Source organism: Nocardia sp. NPDC052112 (assembly GCF_040680135.1).
Lineage (GTDB): Bacteria > Actinomycetota > Actinomycetes > Mycobacteriales > Mycobacteriaceae > Nocardia.
Map to the genome: position 1 here is coordinate 177,932 of NZ_JBFAWD010000004.1, position 15,353 is coordinate 193,284.

Here is a 15,353-nt window from a genome sequence, read left to right on the forward strand (position 1 = left end):
TGCCCCGTGCGCGAATTGCGCACGGGGAACTCAGACGCCGACGGTGTCGGCCTTGGTCAGGTCGGTCTTCGGGCCGGAGGCGGCGGATCGGCCGTGCCGGATGAACAGGGCCGAGGCGATTACGCCGATCAGGAGGATGCCCGCGGGGAGCAGGACGGCCTGGCTGAGGGCGGTACTGAAGGCGTCCTTGACGAATTCGGGGATGGGGCCTTGGCCCGCACCGCCTTCGGTGATCTTGCCGCCGCCGAGGCCGTTGGCGCTCATACGGCCCGCGATCAAGGCGCTGATGGCGGCGCTACCGAGTACCGAGCCCACCTGGCGGGTGGTGTTGTAGACGCCCGCGCCCGCACCGGCCAGCTGGATCGGCAGGTTGTGTGTGGCGGTGGAAGCCAATGGCGCCCAGATGCAGGCATTGGCGATACCGGCCAGCGCGGCCGAGAGCAGGAACCACACCAGCGAGGAATGCGGCGTCATCACGGCCGCGAACCAGAAGATCGAGGCCGAGAAGCCGATGAATCCGAGGGTCGGCACGATACGCGGTTGCAGCCGGTCGGAGACCTTGCCGATGATCGGTGCGAAGACGCCGGTGACGATCGCCATCGGAGCGAATACCAAGGCGGACTTGGTCGGTGACATCTCCCGCACGGCCTGCAGATAGAAGTACAACGGCACCATCATCGAGGTGACCCCGGCACCCATGGCGGCTATGGCCACATTCGACAGCGCGAAGTTGCGATCGCGGAACAGCCCCAACGGCAGCAGCGGCTCACCGGTATTGCGCGACTGGTTCACCAGGAACACCGCGAGCACCACCACACCCGTGCCGATCATCAGCCAGATGCGCAGCGACCAATCGTAGGTATTGCCCTCCTGGATGCCGAAGACCAGCAGGAACAGACCGATACCGCTGAGCACCACACCCGGGATGTCGAACTTGTGCTCATTCGTGGGCAGTGCCGGAACCAACCACACCGCGAGCGCGAAGGCGATCACGCCGACCGGGACATTGACGATGAAGATCCACTCCCAGCCGAGCCCGTCGACCAGCACACCACCGAGGATCGGACCTACCAGCGTTGCGAGACCGGCGACACCGCCCCACAGCCCCATGGCCGCACCGCGCTTGTCCGGCGGGAAGGTCCTGGTGATCACCGCCATGGTCTGCGGCGTCATCAGCGCGGCACCCAGACCCTGTACAGCCCGCGCGGCGATCAGCATGGCGATGGATCCGGATAGACCGCACCACAGCGAGGCGGCGGTGAAGACTGCCAGACCGATCAGATAGAGGTTCTTGGGTCCGTAACGATCACCGAGCCGACCGGTGACCAACAGCGGCACCGCATAGGTCAGCAGGTAGGCGCTGGTCACCCAGATGACCTGGGAGATGTCGGCTTGCAGATCCTTCATGATCGCCGGATTGGCGACCGCGACGATGGTCATATCCAGCAGGATCATGAAGAATCCGACGACCAGCGCGAACAGCGCTAGCCACGGATTGCGTTGAGTGGTCATGGATTTGGTTCCTATCTCGGATTTCTGTCCCGGATGACACAGGACGGCGGGAGAAGCGAATCGGGTGCTGCGCGCCGCGACCCATCACGGCGGTGACGCGCTGGACTCGGTCCAGCGGCGCGGCACCGGGGGCGGTTCGGAATGTTGTTGGTCGGACCACGGATGCTGATGTTCGGTAACGCGGATGCCGGTGGCGGAGTCGAATTCGTCCCATTCCATCTCGCCGCTCTCCAGTTCGGAGATCAGGTTGTCGACCCACGCGATCTCGGCGGCGATGGTGGCACGCAGATACGGGAGCACGATCCAGTAGCGACGCGGCACGGCGTGCACACCCGCCCACTGGCTCATCATGTCGACATCGGCGAGGTCCTGCGCCAACCGATCGACCCGCTCCCGCAGTAGCGCGAGCACTTCGGGCGCGGGCAAGTTGTGTGCCTCGGCAAGCGCGACCGGGAACATCGGGTACTCCCGCCCGGGATTCCGCAGAATCTCGGCGATTCGGGAACGCAAAGTCTCCCGGCCACTTTCGGTGATCCGGTAGGTGGTGCGCTCCGGCCGGTTCCCGTCCCGGTCGACCCCCTCGGCCCGCACCAATCCCTGGTCGGCCAACCGCGTCACGGTGTGATAGAGCGAGCCCGGCCGGACCTTCACCAGCATGTCCTCCCGGCGAGCGATCAGCAGTTGATACGCCTCGTAGGGATGCATAGGCCGCTCTTCGAGCAGCGCGAGCACGGCGATCGCCAATGGCGTCACCGATGAGCGCGCCTGCTGCCCCATATTCGGCCACCTCCTGCACAACGCTCGCGAATGCGAGATCGAGTCCCCGAAGCACGCACGGTAGCGGCGACCACCGACATACTCCGCATCAAATACTCCACATGGAATATACGGTGCGGAACAATCCACCCACAAGACCGCGGAATCGAGCAGAATTGTGATCGGCGACATGGCAAACGGCCCGAGCGCCAACCGCTCGGGCCGTCGTGACCAGGGATTTCTAGAGCGCGTGTGTGTCCAACCAAGCGCGCGCCACCTCCGCGGCGGCGGCACCGTCGCGGACCTTGCGGATCATCTGCGCCAACTCATCGGTCGTGAGCTCACCCGCGACGTAGTTCAGCTTCCGGATCTGCCGATCGTCGAGCAGACCCTTGCGGTACACCGCGAGCACATTCTCGGTCCGCACCGCGTAGTCCTTATCGGCGAGAACCGTCAGCCCGTCGGTCGCACCGGGAACCAGCTCGGGTGGCCCGGTCAGGATTCCGGCCTGGATTTCGCCATCCAGCAATGCCTTTCGCAGCGCCGCCGCATCGGGGTAGGGCGTGGTACCGGCAAAGTCACATCCGGCAATACGCACGGGCGCCACCGTTTGCAGCACGGCGGGCACCGGCGCCACCCCGGCATGGAGTTCGCCACACCGCGGTGCCAGCGCGCCGATCGACCGCACGTCCTTGCCCGCGGCTTCGGTCAGCAGCACCCTGGCTCGCATATCCGTGCCGTCGGCCGGATCGGAGACCGCGAGCCCCTCGGGCAGTGACCGGTTCAGCTCCTCGGTCACCGACAGCCGAACCGGTGCGGACTTATCCGCGTCGGTCGTCACCTCGGGCTTACGCGCCTGCGCATCGGCGTTCAGAAAGGTGAGCAGTGCGCCGCTGTGTTCACCGACCACCGTCACGGTGCCCGCATCCAACGCGGCCAGGTAGTCCGCGCGGTTACCGAGATCGGCCGTGACCGCGGTGCGCGCACCGGTCCGGGCCAACGCACCCGCATAAATTTGCGCAAGCAGATTTGATTCCATCGAATCGCCCGCACCAACCGCTATCGTCGGGCCCGGATCGTCGCTTCCACAGGAAACAGCCAGCCCGATGGCCGTGACGACCACGATCCGTGCCAGCATCCGCCTCGACGCGGCCAACCCCATCCGGGCGACACCAACCTTCGGTAGTGAACGGGAACTGCATGCAGCGGGCAGTATGGACAACCAGAATGTACCGGGTGGCCGTGCGTGCACGGCTTCTCGCATCGCTCGTCATGCCGGAAGGACTCCAGTGAAAACCACGATCAACCCCGATGCCGCGCGGCACGGGCGGTTCGCGCTGCGGCTGACGCTGCGCGCCGCCCGCATTCTCGTCGCCGCCGCGGCGCTGGCCGCCGCCATGATCCTGTCCGCCTGTGGTAACTCCGATCCGCTTGCGGCCAAGGGCAATTGCGAGGGTGACGGGCTGACCGTCGGCTCGGCGAACTTCCCGGAGTCCGAAACGGTCGCGAATATCTACGCGGAAGTGTTGCGTGTCAACGGATTCAATGTCGATACCAAGCTCAATATCGGCAGCCGTGAGGCCTACATCCCGGCATTGCGCCAGTGCGCGATCTCGGTGATCCCGGAGTACAACGGCAACCTGCTGCAGTACCTGGACAAGAACGCCACCGCGACCAGCTCCACGGATATCGACGCCGCGCTCACCAAGGCAATCGGCTCCGATCTCGCCACCGGCACCCCGGCCCCGGGCCAGGACTCGGACGCGGTCGTGGTCACCAAGGCCACCGCGGAGCGCTGGAACCTGCACAGCATCGCCGATCTGGCCGCCCATTCGGCCGAGGTGAAGTTCGGTGCGCCCGCCGAATTCCAGGAGCGTGCGGGCGGTCTGCCCGGCCTGAAGAAGAACTACAACCTGGATATCGCCGCGAACAATTTCGTGCCGATCGCCGACGGCGGCGGCCCCGCGACGGTCCGCGCACTGGTCGAGGGCACGGTAACCGCGGCCAATATCTTCACCACCTCCCCCGCGATCGCGCAGAACAATCTGGTGGTGCTGGCGGACCCGAAGCACAACTTCCCCGCCCAGAATGTGGTTCCGCTGTTCAACTCCGCCAAGAAGACCGATAAGGCACTCGCCGCGCTCAACGCGGTCTCCGCGAAACTGACCACCGACGAACTGCTGAAGCTCAACGAGGCGGTCTCCGGTAGCACCAAGACCGAACCCAAGGCCGCAGCACAGCAATGGGTCGCCGCCCAAGGGCTGAACAAGCCGACCGGGTAGGAACCAGCGTGTCCGATATCGAATTCAGCCGTATCAGCAAGACCTATCCGGACGGCACCCACGCCGTCTCCGAACTCGATCTGCGCATCGAATCCGGTTCGTTCACCGTCTTCGTCGGACCGTCGGGCTGTGGCAAAACCACCTCGATGCGCATGATCAACCGGATGATCACGCCCAGTTCGGGCACCATCACCGTGGCCGGCGCGGACATTTCGACGGTGAATCCGGTCGCGCTGCGGCTCGGTATCGGATATGTGATCCAGAGCGCCGGACTCCTGCCGCATCGCACGGTTGTCGACAATGTCGCGACCGTGCCTGTACTGCAAGGGGTTCGGCGCCGTGCGGCCCGCGCGGCCGCACTCGAGGTACTGGACCGGGTCGGGCTGGACCAATCGCTGGCCAGCCGGTATCCGGCCCAGCTCTCCGGCGGACAGCAACAGCGGGTCGGGGTGGCCAGGGCACTGGCCGCCGATCCGCCGGTGCTGCTGATGGACGAACCGTTCAGTGCGGTCGATCCGGTGGTGCGCGAGGAGTTGCAGGCCGAAATGCTGCGGCTGCAAGCCGAATTGCACAAGACCATCGTCTTCGTCACCCACGATATCGATGAGGCGGTAAAGCTCGGCGACCGGATCGCGGTCTTCGGACCTGGCGGCGTACTCCAGCAGTACGACGAACCGCAGCGCGTACTCGCGGCTCCCGCAACCGATTTCGTGGCCGGTTTCGTCGGCCGCGATCGCGGCTATCGCGCACTGTCGTTCCGCAGCGCGGTTGGTCTGACGCTGCACGAGATTCACACCGCGACCGAACCCGAACTCGCCGAATTGCGGCTGGACCGGGGCGAATGGGTATTGGTGGTCACCGATTCCGGTGTGCCGCGCGGATGGATCGATGTCACCGGCGTAGAGGGCATTCGGGCCGGGCGGGCATTGCGTGACAGCATCGCCGCCGGTGGATCGCTCTTCCCACCGGACGGCGATCTCCGGCAGGCGCTGGATGCGGCGATCTCCTCCCCATCGGGAATCGGTGTCGCCGTTGACGATTCCGGTGCCGCGCGCGGCGGTATCCGGGCGCCCGAGGTACTCGAGCAGCTCGCCGGGCAGCGCACGGTGGAGGACGACGAGCGCAATCGGCATTTCTTCGAAACCGAAAACGCATGAAGTATCTGATCGACAACTTCTCCGAGATCATGGGTTTCACCAGGACCCATCTGTATCTCGCGTTGGTGCCGCTGGTGCTCGGGCTGATCATCGCGATTCCGGTGGGCGCGCTGGTGCGCCGGATCTCCTGGCTGCGGCGCATCACGGTGACGGTGGCCAGCCTGTCGTACACCATTCCGTCGCTGGCCCTGTTCGTGATCATTCCGCCGCTGGCCGGAATCTCGACCATCGATCCGCTGAATGTGATCATCGCGCTCACCGTGTATTCGACGGCGCTGCTGGTGATCGCGGTGCCGACGGCGCTGGATTCGGTGTCGCCCACCGTCATCGACGCGGCCGACGCCGTCGGCTTCGGTGCGCTACGGCGCACCGTGACCGTCGATATGCCCTTGGCCATCCCGGTTTTCGTCTCCAGCCTGCGCGTTGTGGTGGTCACCAATATCGCCATGGTTTCGGTCGGCGCGCTCATTGGTGTCGGCGGACTCGGCAAACTCTTCACCCAGGGCTATCAGCGCGACTATCCGGAGGAGATCATCGCGGGCATCATCGTCACGCTCGCGCTGGCCCTGATCTTCGATCGCCTGGTGTACATCATCGGACGCTGGGCGACCCCGTGGACGCGCGCGGATGCCAGGACCGCGAAAGGCGCTGCGGCATGAACCTTTTCATCGACGCCTGGCACTATTTCACCGATGGCGCGAACTGGAGCGGCCCGGCGGGTATCCAACACCGCATTGCCGAGCACCTCTGGTACAGCTTTCTGACCGTTGTCGTCTCCGCCGCCGTCGCGATCCCGCTCGGGCTGGTGATCGGGCACACCCGTCGCGGTTCCGCGGTGCTTGTCGGATTCGCCAATGCCATGCGCGCCCTGCCGACCCTCGGCCTGCTCACCTTTCTGGTGCTCGGCCTCGGGCTCGGCCTCATTCCACCGCTGCTTGCGCTCGTCACGGTCGGGATTCCACCCCTGCTGGCCGGCGCCTATGCCGGTATCGCCAATGTCGGGGCCGATGTCGTGGACGCCTCGCGCGCCATGGGCATGACCGAGCGCCAGATCCTGTTCCGTGTCGAGGTACCCAACGCGCTGCCGATCCTGCTCATCGGCCTGCGCGGGGCCACCTTGCAGGTCATCGCCACCGCCACCATCGCCGCCTTCGTCAACCTGGGCGGCCTCGGTCGCTATATCTTCGACGGCATCGCCGTCTACCGCTACGACCGCGTCCTGGTCGGCGCCCTGCTGGTCGCGGTCCTCGCCATGGTCATGGACGGCCTGCTGGCGTTCGCGGTCTGGGCCAGCGCACCCGGCACGGGCCGCCTGCGCCGCACCCCGCGACTGCCCGTTACCCCCGCCGGAATCCTGCAGACCGCCAGCTGAGACTGCGGACGCATTGACCATTGATGTGACATGGGTCACGATGTGACGTGGCCGCAGGAGTTTGCTTCGCGGATGCTCGACCTACGATCGCGGAGTGCGAACCTGCGGAATCACTCATCCGAGACCAGGAGGCGTACCGTGAACAGCCGCTCTATGAAAGCGCGCGACATCATGCACGAAAACGCGGAATGGATCCCCGCCGATGAAACGCTGGACCGGGCTGCGCAGATGATGCGCAGGCTGGATGTCGGCGCACTGCCGATCGGCAACGACGACCGGCTCGTCGGCATGCTGACCGACCGCGACATCGTCGTGAAATGCATTGCGATGGGCCATGACCCGAGCAAGGTGCGGGCCGGGGATCTGGCCGAGGGCACCCCACGCTGGGTAGCCGCCGATGCCGAGGTGCGGGAGGTTCTCGACCTGATGGAGCGGGATCGGATCAAACGACTGCCGGTGATCGACAACAAGAAGCGACTCGTCGGCATGATCTGCGAATCCGATATCGCCAAGAACCTCAGCGATGCCGAAATCGCCGAGTTCGTTTCGGCCGTCTTCACTCCCCACTGATCAGCCCGCACAACGCAACACGGGGCTGCTCACCCGAGTGAGCAGCCCCGTATTTCCGGGTCGAATTACGCGACACCCTCCGCACGGGCGGCAGCTGCCACGGCCTCGGCGACAGCCGGTGCGACGCGCGGGTCGAGCGGGCTCGGCACGATCTTGTCCGGGCTGAGCTCATCGGCGACGACGCTGAGGATGGCATCGGCGGCGGCGATCTTCATGCCCTCGGTGATGCGGCGCGCGCCCGCGTCCAGCGCGCCCTTGAAGACGCCCGGGAATGCCAGGACGTTGTTGATCTGGTTCGGGAAGTCGCTGCGTCCGGTGGCCACGATCGCGGCGTACTTGTGCGCGACATCGGGGTGGATCTCCGGATTCGGGTTCGACATGGCGAACACGATCGACTCCGGCGCCATCGAGGCGATCAGTTCCTCGGCGATGGTGCCCGCGGAAAGTCCGAGGAACACATCGGCACCGTCCAGCGCCTCGGCCGCACCTCCGGTGAGCCCGCGCGGGTTGGTGCGCTGCGCCAGTTCGGCCTTCACTTCGTTGAGGTCGCCACGCTCGCGGTCGACGATGCCCCTCGAATCGAGCACGGTCACGTCCTTGACGCCCGCGGCGAGCAGGATGTTCGTGCATGCGACACCGGCGGCACCGGCGCCGGACACCACGACCCTCAGACCATCGATGGCACGACCCTGCACCTTGGCCGCACCATTGAGGGCGGCGAGCACCACGATGGCGGTGCCGTGCTGGTCATCGTGCATGACCGGGCAGTCGAGGGCCTCGACGAGCCGCTGCTCGATCTCGAAGCAGCGCGGCGCCGAGATGTCCTCCAGGTTCACCGCGCCGAAGCTCGGGCGCAACCGGACGATGGTCTCCACGATCTCGTCGACGTCCTTGGTGTCCAGGACGATCGGGATCGAGTTGAGCCCCGCGAACTTCTTGAACAGCGCCGCCTTGCCCTCCATCACGGGCAGCGAGCCGCGCGGGCCGATGTCACCGAGGCCGAGCACCGCGGTGCCGTCGCTCACCACGACCACCAGGCGGTCGGTCCAGGTGTAGCGCTTGCACAGCGCCGCGTCCTCAGCGATCGCCAAGCTGACCTTCGCGACACCGGGGGTGTACGCGATGGAAAGGTCGCGCTGAGTCTCCAGCGGCGCGGTGAGTTCGACCGATAGTTTGCCACCGAGATGTCCCGCGAAAATCTCGTCGTGCGTGATTTCAGAAAGGCTTGCAGTGGCATTCGGTGCGTCAGTCACAGGTGACACGATTTCACTCCTGCTCGGGTCGGACAAACCGGGGAACGGGTTACCGCCGGGTATTTGGGTGTTAGCTGATTCATACGCTCATCGAGTGCGCTGACCGGGACGTTTCGAGTCGGGCCGAGGGGGTCGAAAAACCGACGGCCGGATACCGAAACGTGGCGCGGCACTGATCCGCAGAGCGAGAGCCGGACGGGTGTGTCCGTACAGAACGTGCGGGGACAACCTCGGCTCACGACGGTGCGTCGCGAGTGGAAGATCGCCGTTGTTCCCGAACCCGGCGGTGGCGTAGGCGGGAATCCGCAACATTCTGCCAGCCGGGAGGACGCATTGCCAAACCGGCGTGTCGTGTCCCGGCCGAGCGTCATCTTTCGAGGGTAGGTCGCGGGAATTACCAGGGGGTAAGCAGAAACTCGCAGTTCGGCAGCGGTATCCGGTGAGCTGTCACAACGGAAGTGGATCGGCCGCGGTGAGTTCCGGCCGTGCCGCGGGCGCGGGCATCGTGTCGGCAACCGCCTGGTGCGAGTCCGAGCGTACCCACACCGCCTCTAGTCCCCCGGAGGTCAGCCGCACCCGCCAATCCGCCGCGGCGCCGGGATGATCGGTGCGCCGGTGCATACCGCGGCTCTCCGTGCGCGCGAGCGCGCTGTATTTGGTCCAGCGCGCCACCGCGAGCAGCGCCGCCGCCTGCCTGGCCCGCAACCGGTCCACCCCGAATCCGCCGAGATCGAATTCGGCGCCCGGCCACATGGCATCGAGCTCGCCGATGCTGTCGCGCAAACTCCCGGCGCTGCGCCAGTAGCTGCGCCGCAATGGCAGTGTGTGCTCTTGCACCAACCCGACCACCGCGCGCGGATCGATGCGGGCCACCGGATTCAGCCCGGCACCGGCCACCTCGCGCGCCGGACCGATCACACCGCGCCCGCGCGCGAACCGCGCGGCCCCCTGACCGGCCCATACCCCCGAGGCCATGGCCCATGCTCCGCCCTGACCGCCGAAGCCGCTGACCGCGCCGGTAATCGGCTCGCGGGTCATCACATCGCCCGCGCCGTAGAGTCCCGCCACCGTGGTCGCGCAGTCCGTCCCGGCTATGCACAATCCACCGGTCCCACGGACCGTGCCCTCCAGCACCGCACGCAGCGGCACTCGGCGGGTGCGGTCGATCAGTCCCTGTCTGGAGAGCCAGCGCCGGACCGGGTACGGCACATCGTCCAAGGCCGCGTAGATCCGGCGGCCATCGGCGATCGCGGTGAATGCCGCGGAGCGATGACCGGTGATCTCCGTACCGAATTCGTCATAGAGTGTCGCGAAGTGCAGTGCCAGCCCAGGGCCGAACAGGGTGTCGCGGGGCGCGGGCACGACCGGCACGAGACCGTAGGCGCTGGAGAATTCCATGCCCGACAGTTGCGCGCCCGCCTCGGCGGCCAGCAGCAATCCGTCGCCGGTATCCACATCCGTGCCCGCGCCGCCGGAGAGGAACGCACAACCGCCGGTGGCCACCACGACGGCGCCCGCTTGGATGGTCCAGCTTCGAAAGCTGTTGTGCGGTCGCACACCGACCGCACCGGCGACCACGCCGTCGCGATCGACGAGCAGTTGCAGGGCGGGATGATGATCGAGAATGCGCACCCCGGCTTCGAGCAGGCTGCGACGCATCCGGCGCAGATAGCTGGCCCCGTCCAGGTACACGCGCAATGGCGTTGCGCCGTTGCCCGCACCCGGAAACCGATAGCCCCATGCCACCAGTTGTTCGACCCGCCGATGCGTTTCCTCGAGTACGCGCAGCATCCACTCCGGTTCGGCGAGCCCGCCGCCATGCGCGTACGCACGCCGGACGGCCTCATCCCGTGCGGACCCCGGCGGGATATTCCACAGCGAGGTCGTCCCGGCGGCGGTCGGCCCGCTCGCACCGCAGCGGCTCTTGTCGACGAGCGCCACCCGAGCACCCGCGGTGGCGGCGGAGAGGGCGGCCCAAACCCCGGCGGGACCGCCGCCGAGGACGAGCACATCCGTCTCGAATTCCGTCACAAAGAGAAATGTTCGGCCACAGTTCACTGGGCCGCAACCATTACGGATAAATCAGCTCCACCACTGTGACCAGAGCAATATTCCGGCCACGATAAAAACGACCACAGACCCGGAGAAGGCGGCCAAACCCCGATGCCGATCCGAAAAAATCTGTGCGCCGAGGCCGATCGCGGACGTGGCGACATGCCACGTCACCGATTCGCCACCGGGTCCGGGAAAACCACGCCGAGCAGCGATGACCGCGGTACCGACAACGACGAGAGTCAGCACGAACATCCCACCGGCGACAATTCCGCTGAGTCCGCGCAGCACTCTCACGAGGCGATCACCGGCACACCCGTCGCTTTGCCCGCGAGTTCCTCGAATTGCGCGGGATCGGTAGTGAATTCACCGAGTCGGATGGTTTTGTTGGAGCCGTGATAGTCCGACGATCCGGTGGCGATGAGACCGAGTTCGGCGGACAGCTCGGTCAGCAGGGTGCGATCGGCCGCGGAATGGTCCGGGTGATCGATCTCGAGCCCGCCGAGTCCGAGCGTGGCCAATTCCCGAATATCGTCGATCGCCAGCAGCCGCCCACGCTTACGCGCCCTGGTATGTGCGAGCACGCTCACCCCGCCCGCCGCCGCGATCATTTCGACGGCCCGGCGCAGCGGCGTATCCGCCTTCTCCGCGTAGTAACGGCCGTGCGGTGCCAGCAATTCGGTGAAGGCCGCATCCACGGTCGGCACCACACCGGCCGCGACCAGTGCGCGTGCCAGATGCGGGCGGCCCGCCGAAGGCCCAGCCGAAGCCAGTACCGCGTCCGGATCGATGGGCAGTCCGTCGTCGCGCATGCGCTCGGCCATCGCGCGCAACCGCTCGACCCGTTCGGCGCGCAAGCGTTCCCGCTCGTCGGCGAAACAGCGATCGGTCGGATCGAAGAGGTAGGCGAGCAAATGCACCGGAACCGGCCACCCGTCCTCACCGAGTCCGATGCACGACATCTCCATACCGCGCACCAGCGTCAACCCCTTCGGTAGCGCGTCGGCCGCCTCGGCCCACCCGGCGGTGGTGTCGTGGTCGGTGATCGCGACGACGTCCAGGCCGGCCGCTGCCGCGTCGCGGACGAGTTCGGCCGGGGTATCGGTGCCGTCGGACGCGGTCGAATGGGTATGCAGGTCGATGCGCACGCCTTCTTTCATACCGTGCGCTCGTAGTGAGCCGCACACGCAGTCGACGTAGCATCTAGCGGTGCCATCTATTCCGCCGCTACCGTCGTTCCGCGGCCAGGGCCGAGCGCACTCGCCGCTGCCCCGTATCCCGGTCCCCACCGCGCGTGCGGTGGTCGATTGCGCTGTCTACGTCGACGGCAGGCGGCTGCCCGGCCACTTCAGCCATGCGGACGCGATGACCGAGGTCAGCAACCGCGGAACCGGATTCGTGTGGGTCGGACTGCACGACCCGGACGAGTACCAGATGGCCGATATCGCCAAGACCTTCGACCTGCATCCGCTGGCCGTCGAAGACGTCGTCCACGCCCATCAGCGACCGAAGCTGGAACGCTACGACGACACCCTGTTCCTCGTGCTGCGCACCGTCAGCTACGTCCCGCATGAAATCCATTCGATCAGCGAGATCGTCGAGACCGGCGACATCATGGTCTTCACCGGGCCCAATTTCGCCGTCACCGTCCGGCACGGCGAGCACACCGGATTGGCCGGGGTTCGAAAGGAATTGGAGTGCCAACCCGAGCAGCTCGTGTACGGCCCCGGCGCCGTGCTGCACGCGGTCGCCGACCACGTAGTGGATTCCTACGTCGAAGTCGCCCAGTCGGTCGAGAACGATATCGACGAGATGGAAGAAGAGATCTTCACCCCGCGCAGCAGGGTGGCCGTCGAATCGATCTATCAGCTCAAGCGTGAGGTCGTGGAGCTACGGCGCGCGGTGAATCCGCTGGGCACCGCGCTCGAAGCACTCGGCCGCAATACCGGAATGCCATTGCCCAAGGAGGTTCGGCGTTATATGCGCGATGTCGCCGATCACCACGTGGCGGTGGCCGAGCGAATCAACGATTTCGACGAGGCACTGAGCGCGCTGATCACCGCGGCGCTGGCCAAGGTCGGTGTCCAGCAGAACACCGATATGCGCAAGATCTCGGCATGGGTCGCGATCGCCGCGGTGCCGACGATGATCGCCGGGATCTACGGCATGAACTTCGAGCATATGCCGGAGCTGAAACAGGTCTGGGGCTATCCGGCCGTGCTGCTGCTCATCACGGCGATCTGCACCGGGCTCTACGTCAACTTCCACCGCAACAACTGGCTCTGAACCTAAAGCGCCGCAGCGCCTCTCGCCGGATCCCGCACATCGATTCCGGCCTCCGCCCACGCATCGCGCAATGCCTGCGCACCGCGCACCCGCACCCAGGCCGCCTCGGTCGCGGTCACCGGAACCACCGCGAAATACCGCACTGGTTCGGCGGGCTCGGGCAGCGCCACCTCGGGAATATCACTGTCGCCCAACAACACCGCGGTGAACGGCGCATCGCGCCACATCGGCTCGCCCAGGTCCAGCAGCGCATCGGCCTGCAGTACAACACCTTCCACGGCAGGCGCCGCGACCAGTACGCCGAGGGTGCGGGCGAGTCCGGAACTGGGGCCGACCCCGGCACGCAGCGTCAGCACCAATTCGGCGCGCGGCCCGCGCACCGGATCGGCGTGCAGGTCACTGGGATCGCCCATGGGATGACGTGATCCGCCGAGCGTCACGTAGTGCACCAAATCGTCGCCCGGAATGCGGAGAATCTCGATGGGCTCTAGCCCGAGGAAGGTCACCGACGCGGAGTCGACACCCGTCGACGCCGCACCGAAGTGATCCAGCACCTCGGCGCGGACCTTGTCCACAACTTCCATGCGCTCAGATCGCCAACCGCGCCAGCATGTCCCGCGCCTGCTCGGCCGACTTCGGGTCGCACAGCACGTCATAGCGGCCCGCCACCAACTGCATGGTGGAGGCGAAATCGCGCTGCCCCCTGGTCGCCGCGTACGGGATCGAGGTGGAGATGACGCCGAAGATGATGCCACCGACCAGGCCGACCAGCACCGGCGCGAAGCCGCCGCTGGTGGTGAACAGGCTCAGCAGCAGACCGAGGAACAGGCCGAGCCATGCGCCCGAAACCACTCCCCCGCCGATTACCTTGCCCCAGGTCAGTCGGTACAACACGCGTTCGACCTGCATCAGGTCCACGCCGACGATGGTCACGTCTTGCACGGGGAACTGATTGTCGGCCAGGAAGTCAACTGCCTTCTGGGCCTCGGCATAGGTCGGATACGAGCCGACCGGCCAGCCCGATGGCGGCGTCGGCAGGCCCTGGCGCGCGCGATTCGAGTTCCCCAAGGGATTCGTCATATCTCTATTCTGCTATTCCGAACCGGAGTTCGGGGGTGTGAAACGCGTGGTCCCCATCTCTGGCGATCGCACCATCCCGGCGGCTCGGCCCTTATCGGCGATAACCTGCGCCATCTTCGCGCTGGCCTCATCGATCATTTCGTCACCCAGCATGACCGCACCGCGCGCACCGCCTTTTTCGGAGGTATGGAAGGCGTAGGCATCCAGAATCAGCTCAGCGCGATCGTAGTCGGCCTGGCGCGGACTGAAGATCTCGTTCGCGGCCTCGATCTGTCCGGGATGCAGCACCCATTTACCGTCGAAACCGAGCGCCGCGGTGCGGCCGGCCGCCCTGCGAAATCCATCGATATCCCGAATTTGCAGGTAGGGGCCGTCGATGGCCTGCAGGCCGTGCGCGCGGGCGGCGAGCAGGATGGTCATCAGAATGTGGTGATATGCGTCACCGGTGTCATAACCTTCGGGCTGTTCACCGACCACCAGCGTGCGCATATTGATACTGGCCATGAAGTCGGCGGGGCCGAAGACCGGGGTCTGCACCCGTGGGCTCGCGGTGGCGATCTCATCGATATTGCGCAAACCCATGGCATTCTCGATCTGCGGTTCGATACCGATCCGCCCTACCTCGAGTCCGCTGGTCTTCTCCAACTGGGTGAGCAGCAGATCCAGGGCGCGCACCTGACCGGCATCGGTCACCTTCGGCAGCAGAATCGCGTCCAGCGCCGCGCCCGCGCCCTCGACCACGGTGATCACATCGGTGTAGGTCCACCGGGTGGTCCAATCGTTGACCCGCACCACCCGCAGTTGATCGCCCCAGCCGGTGTCGTTCAGCGCCGCCACGATATTCGCGCGGGCCTCGGCCTTGGCGGCCGGTGCGACCGCATCCTCCAGATCGAGGAATACCTCGTCGACCGGCAACCCCTTGGCCTTATCGATCATCTTCTTGCTGCTACCTGGGCAGGCGAGCACCGAGCGGCGCGGCTTCATGATCACTCCCGTCGATCGTGACATGGTGCGAGTACCGGTCCGCGCACCC

16 protein-coding genes are annotated in these 15,353 nt (G+C 66.1%); 6 read left to right on the forward strand and 10 right to left on the reverse strand.

Going from position 1 to position 15,353, the window contains the following annotated elements:
- Nucleotides 1-30: 30 nt before the first annotated feature.
- The 3 genes from AB0L58_RS09200 to AB0L58_RS09210 all read right to left on the reverse strand — a co-directional run bounded on the left by AB0L58_RS09200 (nt 31) and on the right by AB0L58_RS09210 (nt 3,430).
- Nucleotides 31-1,512, reverse strand: a complete 1,482-nt coding sequence (locus AB0L58_RS09200) for a DHA2 family efflux MFS transporter permease subunit (RefSeq protein WP_364383649.1) — start codon at nt 1,510-1,512, stop codon at nt 31-33.
- A gap of 84 nt (nt 1,513-1,596) precedes the next feature.
- The gene (locus AB0L58_RS09205) at nt 1,597-2,289 is read right to left on the reverse strand and encodes a helix-turn-helix transcriptional regulator (RefSeq protein WP_364383652.1); all 693 of its coding nucleotides are present in this window, start codon (nt 2,287-2,289) and stop codon (nt 1,597-1,599) included.
- Between the two features lie 220 nt (nt 2,290-2,509).
- The gene (locus tag AB0L58_RS09210) at nt 2,510-3,430 is read right to left on the reverse strand and encodes a glycine betaine ABC transporter substrate-binding protein (protein ID WP_364383655.1); all 921 of its coding nucleotides are present in this window, start codon (nt 3,428-3,430) and stop codon (nt 2,510-2,512) included.
- A 235-nt stretch (nt 3,431-3,665) separates the two neighbouring features.
- Here AB0L58_RS09210 and AB0L58_RS09215 point away from each other — a divergent pair, with 235 nt between their 5' ends.
- From AB0L58_RS09215 to AB0L58_RS09235, 5 genes are all read left to right on the forward strand, one after another.
- Nucleotides 3,666-4,550: an ABC transporter substrate-binding protein gene (locus tag AB0L58_RS09215; protein WP_364384512.1), complete on the forward strand. Its 885-nt coding sequence runs from the start codon at nt 3,666-3,668 to the stop codon at nt 4,548-4,550.
- The gene (locus tag AB0L58_RS09220; RefSeq protein ID WP_364383658.1) at nt 4,511-5,707 is read left to right on the forward strand and encodes an ATP-binding cassette domain-containing protein; all 1,197 of its coding nucleotides are present in this window, start codon (nt 4,511-4,513) and stop codon (nt 5,705-5,707) included. The genes AB0L58_RS09215 and AB0L58_RS09220 overlap by 40 nt, the downstream gene beginning before the upstream one ends.
- Nucleotides 5,704-6,366, forward strand: a complete 663-nt coding sequence (locus AB0L58_RS09225) for an ABC transporter permease (RefSeq protein ID WP_364383661.1) — start codon at nt 5,704-5,706, stop codon at nt 6,364-6,366. Before AB0L58_RS09220 ends, AB0L58_RS09225 begins: the two co-directional genes overlap by 4 nt.
- Nucleotides 6,363-7,079, forward strand: a complete 717-nt coding sequence (locus AB0L58_RS09230; protein ID WP_364383664.1) for an ABC transporter permease — start codon at nt 6,363-6,365, stop codon at nt 7,077-7,079. The genes AB0L58_RS09225 and AB0L58_RS09230 overlap by 4 nt, the downstream gene beginning before the upstream one ends.
- Before the next feature lie 153 nt (nt 7,080-7,232).
- Nucleotides 7,233-7,649 carry a CBS domain-containing protein gene (locus tag AB0L58_RS09235; protein ID WP_364384515.1) on the forward strand — a complete coding sequence of 139 codons (417 nt, stop codon included), beginning with the start codon at nt 7,233-7,235 and terminating at the stop codon, nt 7,647-7,649.
- 65 nt (nt 7,650-7,714) lie between these two features.
- Here AB0L58_RS09235 and AB0L58_RS09240 read toward each other — a convergent pair whose 3' ends face one another.
- From AB0L58_RS09240 to AB0L58_RS09255, 4 genes are all read right to left on the reverse strand, one after another.
- Complete coding sequence (locus AB0L58_RS09240) at nt 7,715-8,902, reverse strand: NADP-dependent malic enzyme (RefSeq protein WP_364384518.1); 1,188 nt, start codon at nt 8,900-8,902, stop codon at nt 7,715-7,717.
- Nucleotides 8,903-9,349: 447 nt separating this feature from the next.
- Complete coding sequence (locus AB0L58_RS09245) at nt 9,350-10,933, reverse strand: FAD-binding protein (RefSeq protein ID WP_364383667.1); 1,584 nt, start codon at nt 10,931-10,933, stop codon at nt 9,350-9,352.
- 51 nt (nt 10,934-10,984) lie between these two features.
- Nucleotides 10,985-11,251, reverse strand: a complete 267-nt coding sequence (locus tag AB0L58_RS09250; RefSeq protein WP_364383670.1) for a hypothetical protein — start codon at nt 11,249-11,251, stop codon at nt 10,985-10,987.
- The gene (locus tag AB0L58_RS09255) at nt 11,248-12,102 is read right to left on the reverse strand and encodes a PHP domain-containing protein (protein WP_364384521.1); all 855 of its coding nucleotides are present in this window, start codon (nt 12,100-12,102) and stop codon (nt 11,248-11,250) included. The genes AB0L58_RS09250 and AB0L58_RS09255 overlap by 4 nt, the downstream gene beginning before the upstream one ends.
- Before the next feature lie 61 nt (nt 12,103-12,163).
- Here AB0L58_RS09255 and AB0L58_RS09260 point away from each other — a divergent pair, with 61 nt between their 5' ends.
- A complete protein-coding gene (locus tag AB0L58_RS09260; RefSeq protein WP_364383673.1) occupies nt 12,164-13,240 on the forward strand; it encodes a magnesium and cobalt transport protein CorA in 1,077 nt (358 codons plus the stop codon).
- 2 nt (nt 13,241-13,242) lie between these two features.
- On the opposite strand, the gene AB0L58_RS09265 is transcribed toward AB0L58_RS09260, so the two are convergent.
- Genes AB0L58_RS09265 through AB0L58_RS09275 form a run of 3 tightly spaced genes read right to left on the reverse strand, consistent with a single transcriptional unit; the run spans nt 13,243 to nt 15,304 of the window.
- Nucleotides 13,243-13,824: a suppressor of fused domain protein gene (locus tag AB0L58_RS09265; protein ID WP_364383676.1), complete on the reverse strand. Its 582-nt coding sequence runs from the start codon at nt 13,822-13,824 to the stop codon at nt 13,243-13,245.
- 4 nt (nt 13,825-13,828) lie between these two features.
- Entirely contained in the window at nt 13,829-14,320 is a 492-nt protein-coding gene (locus AB0L58_RS09270; protein ID WP_062993263.1) for a general stress protein, read from the reverse strand.
- A gap of 12 nt (nt 14,321-14,332) precedes the next feature.
- Complete coding sequence (locus AB0L58_RS09275; protein WP_364383678.1) at nt 14,333-15,304, reverse strand: CoA ester lyase; 972 nt, start codon at nt 15,302-15,304, stop codon at nt 14,333-14,335.
- Nucleotides 15,305-15,353 lie beyond the last annotated feature (49 nt).

Excerpts from the sequence above, each read along its gene's own strand:
- AB0L58_RS09200 (WP_364383649.1), bottom strand. The coding sequence starts at position 1,512 with ATGACCACTCAACGCAATCCGTGGCTAGCGCTGTTCGCGCTGGTCGTC.
- AB0L58_RS09205 (WP_364383652.1), bottom strand. The coding sequence starts at position 2,289 with ATGGGGCAGCAGGCGCGCTCATCGGTGACGCCATTGGCGATCGCCGTG.
- AB0L58_RS09210 (WP_364383655.1), bottom strand. The coding sequence starts at position 3,430 with ATGGGGTTGGCCGCGTCGAGGCGGATGCTGGCACGGATCGTGGTCGTC.
- AB0L58_RS09215 (WP_364384512.1), top strand. The coding sequence starts at position 3,666 with ATGATCCTGTCCGCCTGTGGTAACTCCGATCCGCTTGCGGCCAAGGGC.
- AB0L58_RS09220 (WP_364383658.1), top strand. The coding sequence starts at position 4,511 with ATGGGTCGCCGCCCAAGGGCTGAACAAGCCGACCGGGTAGGAACCAGC.
- AB0L58_RS09225 (WP_364383661.1), top strand. The coding sequence starts at position 5,704 with ATGAAGTATCTGATCGACAACTTCTCCGAGATCATGGGTTTCACCAGG.
- AB0L58_RS09230 (WP_364383664.1), top strand. The coding sequence starts at position 6,363 with ATGAACCTTTTCATCGACGCCTGGCACTATTTCACCGATGGCGCGAAC.
- AB0L58_RS09235 (WP_364384515.1), top strand. The coding sequence starts at position 7,233 with ATGAAAGCGCGCGACATCATGCACGAAAACGCGGAATGGATCCCCGCC.
- AB0L58_RS09265 (WP_364383676.1), bottom strand. The coding sequence starts at position 13,824 with ATGGAAGTTGTGGACAAGGTCCGCGCCGAGGTGCTGGATCACTTCGGT.
- AB0L58_RS09270 (WP_062993263.1), bottom strand. The coding sequence starts at position 14,320 with ATGACGAATCCCTTGGGGAACTCGAATCGCGCGCGCCAGGGCCTGCCG.
- AB0L58_RS09275 (WP_364383678.1), bottom strand. The coding sequence starts at position 15,304 with ATGAAGCCGCGCCGCTCGGTGCTCGCCTGCCCAGGTAGCAGCAAGAAG.